Origin of the sequence: Methanoculleus sp. UBA208 (genome assembly GCF_002498065.1) — an archaeon.
Classification (GTDB): Archaea; Halobacteriota; Methanomicrobia; order Methanomicrobiales; family Methanoculleaceae; genus Methanoculleus.
Window position 1 is genome coordinate 23,939 of the sequence record NZ_DAFZ01000037.1, and the last position, 8,455, is coordinate 32,393.

The window sequence follows — 8,455 nt, forward strand, 5'->3', positions numbered from 1 at the left end:
CCCTCCCCGCGTGGCGATGTCCCCACGGTCCACTGCACCGGGCTTTTCATCGTTTAAGTTGTTCCGGCAGTCACACCATGGGATCTCTGGTCTTCCTGAAATCCCTGTCCTCCGACCAGTCATTGCGCGCGGAACCACACCGCAGTCCGAACGTCTCGAACGTTGGATAGCCTCCGCTCACTTTACTCCCAACCGCCCGTCAATCCAGGCGGTTATCGCGTCGCGGCTCCGCCGGTAGGCCGCGAGCACCTTGTCGGGGGTTCCGGTGGCCCTGGTCGGGTCCGGGAAGCCGGTGTGGATCGTCTCCTTCGCCCAGGGAAACATCGGGCAGACACCCCCGGCACAGAGTGCGATCACGTAATCCATCTCCGTTCCGTCAAAGAGAGCGAGGTCCTTCGCCCGCTGCCCGGCGATATCGACCCCGATCTCGCCCATAACCCTTGCGGCGAGGGGATCGAGAACTGTGGGGGCGATTCCGGCGGAGCAGGCCTCGTAGCGGTCGCCATAGCGGGCGCGGAGGTAGCCCTCCGCCATCTGGGTCCGGGCGGCGTTGTTCGTGCCGATGAAGAGCACTCTCTGCTTCATGCCCCTTCCTTCCTGTCCCGGCGCAAAAAGTTACCGACACCGTTGAGGCGCGAGCCCGGGGCCTTTCGTTGCACCCCGAAAATCCCGGGGCGTAAATAGTGCTCCGGCGAATACTCCCGGCCCGCTAAAAAGAGGTTCCGTCAGGCGCGCCCTGCCTCGAGGATCCGGACCGCGAGCAGGGCGGCGTTCTCACCGTTATCCACGCCGACGCACGCGACCGGGACGCCTCTCGGCATCTGGGCGATCGAGAGGAGGGCATCGAGACCCATCAGTTTCCCGCTCACCGGGACGCCGATCACCGGCCGCTGTGTCTTCGAAGCGACAACCCCCGGGAGGGCCGCCGAGAGCCCGGCGATCGCGATGAAGACCCGCGCATCACTCCCCTTCACGTACTCGTCCAGCTTATCCGGGTCACGGTGCGCTGATATCACCTTGTAGTCATAGGACACGCCGTGTTCCTTTAAGGTCGCAAACACCTTTTCCGCGACGGGGCCGTCCGAGGCGGAACCGCAGATCACCGCGACGTCAACCATAGCTCACTTCAGTATGCCTCCGCCTCTTCTTCTCTCTGTCGATATTGTTTGCCAACGACTCGCTGCCGGTCTCTCACGGTGGTGAGGTTGATATGAAACCACATCCAAGTTCCTTGCAGGAACAGCGTCTCTCCTCGGCGAGACGATATGGACTGATCTCTCATGGAACACGAACCACTCCTGATGATCCCCGGTCCGGTACCCGTACCGCAGCGGGTACGAGCCGCCATGACGCGGCAGGCCATCAACCACCGCGGCCCCGAGTTCGGGGCTGCGTATGCGGACTGTGTCCGAACCTTAAAGGCCCTGTTCGGCACCGAGAATGAACTCTATATTATCAGCGGCTCGGGAAGCGCCGGCATGGAGGCCGGCGTCGCGAACTTTGCGCGGGACAAACGAATCGTCTCGCTCGTAAACGGCAAGTTCGGCGACCGCTTCGCGAAGATCGGCGGGCGTTACGGCACCGTCACCGTCCTTGAGTCCGGGTGGGGAACCCCGCTCGATCTCGCGGCCCTCGAGCGCGAACTCGAGGCCGGGGCCGAGGTCGTCACCATGGTCCACAACGAGACGAGCGCCGGGATCAAGAACCCCGCGCCCGAGGTCGGAAAACTTGCCCGGAAGCACGACGCCCTCTTCATCATGGACGGGGTCACCTCCATCGGCGGCGACGACGTCCGGATGGACGAATGGGGTGTCGATATCGCCGTCGTCGGCTCGCAAAAGTGCCTCGCCGCCCCCGCGGGCCTCGCGGCCATCGCCGTCGGCGAACGGGCCTGGGACCGGATCTCGGAGAAGCGGCCGTTCTACCTCGACATGGCCGCCTACCGTAAGAGCGGAAAGGGCACCCCGATGGAGACCCCCTACACCCCGGCGGTCCCGCTCTTCCTCGCGTTGTGCGAGGCGTGCAGGATGATCGAGGAAGAAGGCGTCCCGGCCAGAATCGACCGCCACCGCCGGATGACCGAAGCCGTCCGCACCGCGGCGAAGGAATGGGGTGTCGATCTCTTCCCGCAGCTCGACGAACACCACGCCTACTCGAACACCGTGACCGCGATGCGGCTCCCCGAAGGTGTCACCGACAAGGATCTCCGGGGAACCGTCAAGCAGTTCGGCATCGAGATTGCCGGCGGCCAGGATCACCTGAAGGGGAAGATCTTTCGGATCGGCACCATGGGCGGCGTCGGAGCACAGGAGATCCTCGCCACCCTCGCAGCCGTCCAGTTCGCCCTCAAAAAGTCCAACTTTGCGGCCGGCGACGGTGTCGAGGCAGCTGCAGAGGTGCTGCTCGGATGAAGATCGGGATCGCCGACACCACGTTTGCCCGGATAGACATGGGCAGGATCGCCGCAGAAGAGATCCGCAAGCACGCGAGCGTGGGGCTGGAGCGTTACGTCGTCCCCGGGATCAAGGACCTCCCGGTGGCGTGCAAGAAGCTGATCGACGAGCGGGGGTGCGACCTCGTGATGGCGCTCGGGATGCCCGGAGGGGCGGAGAAGGACAAGGTCTGCGCCCACGAGGCCTCCCAGGGTCTCATCCTCTGCCAGCTGATGACCAACCGGCACATCATCGAGGTCTTCGTCCACGAAGACGAGGCGAAAGACGCAAAGGATCTTGCCTGGCTGATGGAGCAGCGGACGAGGGAGCACGCGGTAAACGCCGTCCGGCTCGCGCTCCGCCCGAAGGATCTCGAGAAACTCGCCGGGACCGGCCAGCGGCAGGGCTTCGAGGACGTCGGGCCCGCACGCCCCTGACGCAAAAAGTGAGGATTATCAACAACCGGTGCGAGTAGTACCTCAGGAAGGATTGAAAATGACGGTAAAACTTGGATTCGTCGTCGCGGAGTTCAACCGCGACATTACCTACATGATGGAGATCGAGGCCCGGGAGCACGCCGGTTTCCTCGACGCGGAAGTTGCCGATACGATCTACGTCCCCGGCGCCTACGACATGCCGCTTGCGATCAAGAACCTGCTCGCCCGCGGCGAGATCGACGCGGTCGTCACCATCGGGTGCGTCATCGAGGGTGCCACCCAGCACGACGAGATCGTCGTCCAGCACGCGGCGCGTAAGATCATCGACCTCTCCCTTGAATTCGGAAAGCCCGTCGCTCTCGGCATCTCCGGACCGGGGATGACCCGGATGGAAGCGACCGAGCGCATCGATTACGCGAAGCGCGCCGTCGAATCGGCCGTGAAGATGGTCCAGCGATTGGGATGAGGGTCCTCTCGGAGAAGGTTGCGGCCATAGCTCCCTCCGCGACGATCGAGATCTCGAACGCCGCAAAGCGGATGGCGCAGGAGGGGGTCGACGTCATCAGCCTCTCCATCGGGGAACCGGACTTCGATACCCCGGCCCACATCAAGGACGCCTGCATCGAAGCCCTCCGCCGCGGGGAGACACATTACGCCCCGAGCGCCGGTATTCCGGCACTGACGGGCGCGATCGCGGGGAAGATCTCCCGGGAGAACGGGTTTGCCGCAGAGCAGGACGAGGTGATCGTCACCTGCGGGGCGAAAGACGCCATCTACGAGGCGATGGAAGCCGTGCTGAACCCGGGCGACGAGGCGCTCATCCTCGATCCGGCGTGGGTCTCCTACGAACCCTGCGTACGGCTCGCGGGCGCCGGTGTCCGGCACCACCCCCTCTCCGCCGGGACTTTCCAGGTCGACGACACCCTTCTCGAGGCCGTCGGCCCCCGGACGAAGATGATCGTGGTCAACTCCCCCTCGAACCCTTCCGGCGCGGTGCTCGATGGGGGCTCGCTCCGGCTCATCGCCGACATCTGCCGTGACCACGACCTTTTCGCGCTCTCTGATGAGATCTACGAGAAGCTGGTCTACGGGAAGGAGCACGTCTCCCTCGCCTCCCTCGACGGCATGGCGGAGCGGACGATCACCGTCAACGGGTTCTCGAAGGCCTATGCGATGACCGGGTGGCGGATCGGCTACGCGGTCGCTCCCCGGCCGATCATCCGGCAGATGGAGAAGGTGCAGCAGCACACCATATCGCACCCGACGACGTTTGCTATGTTCGGCACCCTCGCCGCGCTCCGGGGCAGTCAGGACTGCGTCGAGGCGATGCGCCGCGAGTTCGAGCGCCGGCGCGATTACCTCATCCCGGCGCTCCGCGACCTCGGATACGCCACCGCCCCGGCGGACGGCGCTTTCTACGCCTACGTGAAGGTCGACGGCGACGATATGGCGATTGCCCGGTCATGGCTCCGGGATGCCCATGTGGCGGTCACCCCGGGAACCGCGTTTCACTCCCCCGGCTGGCTCCGCGTCTCCTACGCGACCTCGATGGAGAACCTCGAGGAAGCGGTCGGGCGGATTGCGCGGGTTTAAACCCGCTCCCTTTTCCTCAAATCCGGTTCCGCAACCCGGGTCCGTTCCGGCAGCCGCTGCGCCCTCTCGTAATATGTTGCCGCCTCGCCGGGACGGTCGAGATAGACGAGCGCCATTGCTTTCCCTTTGAGCGCTTCGGCGTCGTCGGGGTTGACGGCGAGCGCCCGGTCGTAGCAGTCAAGGGCTTCCTCGCAGCGTTCCAGGATCACGAGAGCGTTCCCTTTCGTGCTCCAGACGCCGGATCTCTCCGGGTCGATCTCAAGCGCATGGGTGTAGCAGGTTACGGCTTCGCCGTACCGGCCGAGGATGAAGAGCGCAAGGCCTTTGTTGTACCAGGCATCCGCGTTCTCCGGGTGGGCCCGGAGTTCCTGGTCGTAGCAGACGAGCGCCTTGTCGTAATGCGAGAGAACGGAGAGAACGCTTGCTTTGTTGTTCCAGACCCGGCGGTTCTCCGGGTCGATCTCGAGCGCCCGCTCGTAGCAGACGAGCGCTTCTTCGTAGCGTTCGAGGTGGTAGAGTGCGTTGCCGTAGTTGTTCCAGGCGACAACGTTCCCCGGGGCCGCACGGACCGCGGCCTAGTAGCAGGGGACTGCCGCTGCGTAGTTCCGGGCGGCGTAGTAACTCTCGCCCCGGTAGTAGCAGGCGTCCGTGTGGTCGGGCCGGATCCTGAGCGCCTGGTCGAAACACTCCAGCGCCTCCCCGTAGCGCTTCAGGACAAAGAAGAGAAGGCCCTTCTGGTGCCAGATCTCCGCATCGACAGCGTTCTCCCTGAGCGCCCGGTCGAAGCAGGCGAGCGAGAGGTCGTAACGTTTCAGTTTCTTCAGCACTATGGCTTTCTGGAACCAGATCCCGGGGTGTTCGGGGTTGATCCGGAATGCCCGGTCGTAGCAGTCGAGCGCCTCTTCGTAGCGCTCCAGGTTCTGCAGCGCCCGGCCCCGGTTGTACCAGGCACTGGCGTCGTCGGGACGGAGGGCGAGCGCCCGGTCGAAGCAGGCGACGCCCTCGTCATGGCGCTGAAGTGCCGAAAGCGTGCATCCCCGGGTGTACCAGGTGTCGGCGTGGTTCGGGTTGATGGCGACGGCCCGGTCATAGGAGGCGAGCGCATCCTCGTAGCGGGAGAGGAGGATCTGGATCGTTCCCCTGGCGTACCAGGCGTTTGCGTTCTCGGGATCGAGCGCGATGACCCGGTCGTAGCACTCGATCGCCGCATCGTACCGGCGCTCGGCAGCAAGCGCCGTTCCGCGGGCGAGCCAGGCATCGATCCGGCCCGGCTCAAGCGTGACGACCCGGTCGTAGCAGGCAATCGCGTCGGGGTTTCGGCCGATCTTTCGGAAGGCGTGGCCCCGGATGAGCCATGCGCTCGTGGAGTCCGGCGCGAGTTTCACCGCCTGCCCGCAGGAACCGGCCGCCTCCCGGTACTCCCCGAGGTCGTAGAGCACCTGCCCCCGGGCGTGCCAGAAGTCTGCCGAGGTCGGATCGATCCTGACCGCCTGGTCAAAACATTCGGCCGCCTCGCGGTGGCGCCGGGCGGCAGTGAGGGCGAGCCCCTTGTGGTACCAGGCGTCTGCGGCGTTGGCGTTCAGGGTGATCGCCTGGTCGTAGCACTCGACAGCCCGGTCGTACTGCCCTCGCTCGGCGTATGTCCGTCCCTTCCTGCACCAGGACTCGGCGCTCTTCCAGGGGAGTTCCATTTTGTGAGAGATAGCGGCCCTCGGGCAAAAAGGGTTTCGATTGCGTCCGGAGAAAAGCCTCCGGCCGGGAGAAAAACCCCTTTCTGCAACGTTTTCTTCCGGGAATCGGATCCGCCAGGTGTTCCGGATCGATTGGCAACGTATACATGCTCCGGAATCAAAATCGGAACCAGGGTACCCTGATCGGGCCGGATGAGCATGAAGAAGATGCGCGACACCCCGAACCGCGATCGTCCGCGCGAGAAACTGGCAACACGCGGACCGCAGGCGCTCACCGATGCCGAACTGATTGCTCTCCTCCTCGGGCGGGGCACGAGGGGGCGGGACGTCCGGGAGGTCGCCGGCGACGTCGAACGCTACCTGAAGAATGCCGAGAACGGCCCCTTATACGGCGACCTCCTTGCGATAGACGGTATCGGCTCGGCGAAAGCCTGCGAGATCATGGCCTGCTTCGAACTCGGGCGGCGGTATCTCGGGGACGACGGCGTCTCGGGGCACCGGATCACCTGCCCCGAGGACGTGCTCCCGCTGGTCGCGGAGTGGCGGGACAAAAAGCAGGAGTATTTCCTCTGCATAACACTCAACGGTGCCGGCGAGGTGATCGAGCGCCGGACCGTCACCGTCGGGATCCTGAACCAGAGTCTCGTCCACCCCCGGGAGGTCTTTTCCGACGCGATCACCGACCGCGCCGCCTCGGTCATCCTGGTCCACAACCATCCTTCGGGCACGCTCGAGCCCTCCACCCAGGATATCGGCATCACCCGGCAGCTCGTCGAGGCCGGGTCGATCCTCGGCATCCGGGTGCTCGACCACATCATCGTCACGAAGAAGGGCTACGCGAGCCTCAAAGATCTCGGGCATCTTTAATCGCGGCGAGCGGTATGAACACTCGTTTGCGGGGCTGTCGGACCGGAAACGTTATATTTTTCTAACACAATGTTAGATATACATAACTGGTGAAGCAATGAAAACGCGATACGCGGTACAGGTCACTGCCGTGCGGCACCGGAGGCTCCGCGGCGGGCCGCCCGTGAGTCCCGGTCGGTGCTCCGGCAGGGCCGGCCCTATCCCCCGGTTCGGGTCAAATCTCTCCGGAGGATCACGGAAAACCGATAGATGCCCCGGTATTAGCCACCGTGATCCTGAAAAAAGTTTATCCCTTCCCATCGGCCAAGAATACACGAGGCGTACTTACCATGGATACTGGATTTCTCCGGGTATTGCTGAATCCCGGGCGCTTTTTTGAAGCGCGCATGCAGGACGAGCCGAGCCTGAAGGTACCGGCGCTGATCGCGCTCGTCATCGGGCTGATCGGCGTGGTCCCTGCCGTGCTGATGGCGAATATCACGACTGCCATGCTTCCCGCGGAGATGCAGGGGCTCGGGGTGCTCATAACAATCTTCTCCGCCGCTGTTGCCTTCATCGGGGGGTTCCTGGCCTGGATCATCTATGGCTTCGTCTTCTACCTCGTCTCGATGTTCTTCAAGGGCGAAGGCGATCTCAAGCGGACGGTGGAGTTCACTGGCTACGGGCTTCTGCCCCAGGTATTCGGGGGTATCATCGGGACCTACTTCTCCTATCAGCTTCTCTCGGGCCTGAACGTCCCGCCCATGACAAGCCCCGAGCAGATTGCGGAGTTCTCCGAGAGCCTGGTGAACATTCTGACGACCGATCCCCTGGCGCAGGTCGCCGGGCTCGCGAGCATCCTCTTCCTGATCTGGAGCGCGAACATATGGGTCTTCGGCATGAAGTACGCACGGAACCTCTCCACGCGGGACGCGGCCCTCACCGTCGGAATACCTGTAGGCCTCTACATCCTCTATACGTTCATTACATTTGCCGGATGGCTGTAACATGAAACCACTCTACCTTGCAATCATAACTCTCCTCTGCGCCGTGATGGCCCTCGCCGCGCCGGCGAGCGCCGCGGCGGCGGATATCGCCGTCGTCTCCTCGTCGCTGGACCCGCCGGTCCTGATGAAAGGGGATACCGGGACGCTGACGGTCGCGATCCAGAACACCGGTGCCGAGACCGTAAACATCCGGAGCGCCCGGCTCTACGGCAGCGGGGTCGTGCCCTTGAGCGAGCCTTACCCCTCGGTCGGGGAGCTTGGGGCCGGGAACAGCAAGACGTTCACCTTCACCGTCCGGGCGGACGGGGGCGAGGGGACGTTCTACCCCGTGTTCGTGCTTGACTTCCGCGACGGTGCCGGCAGCCTGCGCTACCCGGTCCCGGTCCAGGTCGAGAACACGCCGCTCAGCGCGTCGGTGGTTGAGCGACCGGACGCCTTCGCCGCCGGCC

At 64.2% G+C, this 8,455-nt stretch carries 11 protein-coding genes and 1 pseudogene; 7 read left to right on the plus strand and 5 right to left on the minus strand.

Going from position 1 to position 8,455, the window contains the following annotated elements; all coding sequences use genetic code 11:
• Positions 1 to 177: 177 nt before the first annotated feature.
• Positions 178 to 585 (minus strand): arsenate reductase ArsC, encoded by a 408-nt coding sequence (locus BRA62_RS03255; protein ID WP_292364782.1) that lies wholly within the window; start codon positions 583 to 585, stop codon positions 178 to 180.
• Positions 586 to 725: 140 nt separating this feature from the next.
• Positions 726 to 1,118 (minus strand): 5-(carboxyamino)imidazole ribonucleotide mutase, encoded by a 393-nt coding sequence (purE, locus tag BRA62_RS03260; protein WP_292364783.1) that lies wholly within the window; start codon positions 1,116 to 1,118, stop codon positions 726 to 728.
• A 162-nt stretch (positions 1,119 to 1,280) separates the two neighbouring features.
• On the opposite strand from purE, the gene BRA62_RS03265 reads away from it, so the two are divergent.
• From BRA62_RS03265 to BRA62_RS03280, 4 genes are read left to right on the plus strand one after another with little or no spacing between them, the layout of a single operon-like run.
• Positions 1,281 to 2,411, plus strand: a complete 1,131-nt coding sequence (locus tag BRA62_RS03265; RefSeq protein WP_292364784.1) for a pyridoxal-phosphate-dependent aminotransferase family protein — start codon at positions 1,281 to 1,283, stop codon at positions 2,409 to 2,411.
• Positions 2,408 to 2,869, plus strand: a complete 462-nt coding sequence (gene ribC, locus BRA62_RS03270; RefSeq protein ID WP_292364787.1) for a riboflavin synthase — start codon at positions 2,408 to 2,410, stop codon at positions 2,867 to 2,869. The genes BRA62_RS03265 and ribC overlap by 4 nt, the downstream gene beginning before the upstream one ends.
• Positions 2,870 to 2,927: 58 nt before the next feature.
• On the plus strand, positions 2,928 to 3,335 hold the full coding sequence (ribH, locus tag BRA62_RS03275) for a 6,7-dimethyl-8-ribityllumazine synthase (RefSeq protein WP_292364789.1): 408 nt from the start codon (positions 2,928 to 2,930) through the stop codon (positions 3,333 to 3,335).
• Positions 3,332 to 4,462, plus strand: coding sequence for a pyridoxal phosphate-dependent aminotransferase (locus BRA62_RS03280; protein ID WP_292364790.1), 1,131 nt, complete (start codon positions 3,332 to 3,334; stop codon positions 4,460 to 4,462). Before ribH ends, BRA62_RS03280 begins: the two co-directional genes overlap by 4 nt.
• Here BRA62_RS03280 and BRA62_RS12735 read toward each other — a convergent pair.
• The 3 genes and pseudogenes from BRA62_RS12735 to BRA62_RS03295 all read right to left on the minus strand — a co-directional run bounded on the left by BRA62_RS12735 (position 4,459) and on the right by BRA62_RS03295 (position 6,153).
• Positions 4,459 to 4,923 (minus strand): tetratricopeptide repeat protein, encoded by a 465-nt coding sequence (locus tag BRA62_RS12735; RefSeq protein ID WP_394339986.1) that lies wholly within the window; start codon positions 4,921 to 4,923, stop codon positions 4,459 to 4,461. The genes BRA62_RS03280 and BRA62_RS12735 overlap by 4 nt on opposite strands.
• A 6-nt stretch (positions 4,924 to 4,929) precedes the next feature.
• Positions 4,930 to 4,977: pseudogene (locus BRA62_RS12800) on the minus strand (hypothetical protein); the annotation flags it as partial.
• Between the two features lie 60 nt (positions 4,978 to 5,037).
• The gene (locus BRA62_RS03295; RefSeq protein WP_292364792.1) at positions 5,038 to 6,153 is read right to left on the minus strand and encodes a tetratricopeptide repeat protein; all 1,116 of its coding nucleotides are present in this window, start codon (positions 6,151 to 6,153) and stop codon (positions 5,038 to 5,040) included.
• A gap of 198 nt (positions 6,154 to 6,351) precedes the next feature.
• Between BRA62_RS03295 and radC the strand changes: the two genes are divergently transcribed.
• The 3 genes from radC to BRA62_RS03310 form a co-directional block, all read left to right on the plus strand.
• Positions 6,352 to 7,020: a RadC family protein gene (gene radC, locus BRA62_RS03300; RefSeq protein ID WP_292364794.1), complete on the plus strand. Its 669-nt coding sequence runs from the start codon at positions 6,352 to 6,354 to the stop codon at positions 7,018 to 7,020.
• A 329-nt stretch (positions 7,021 to 7,349) separates the two neighbouring features.
• Positions 7,350 to 8,006 carry a Yip1 family protein gene (locus BRA62_RS03305; RefSeq protein WP_292364795.1) on the plus strand — a complete coding sequence of 219 codons (657 nt, stop codon included), beginning with the start codon at positions 7,350 to 7,352 and terminating at the stop codon, positions 8,004 to 8,006.
• A gap of 1 nt (position 8,007) precedes the next feature.
• A partial coding sequence (locus BRA62_RS03310; RefSeq protein WP_349680535.1) for a CARDB domain-containing protein occupies positions 8,008 to 8,455 on the plus strand: 448 nt, incomplete at its 3' end.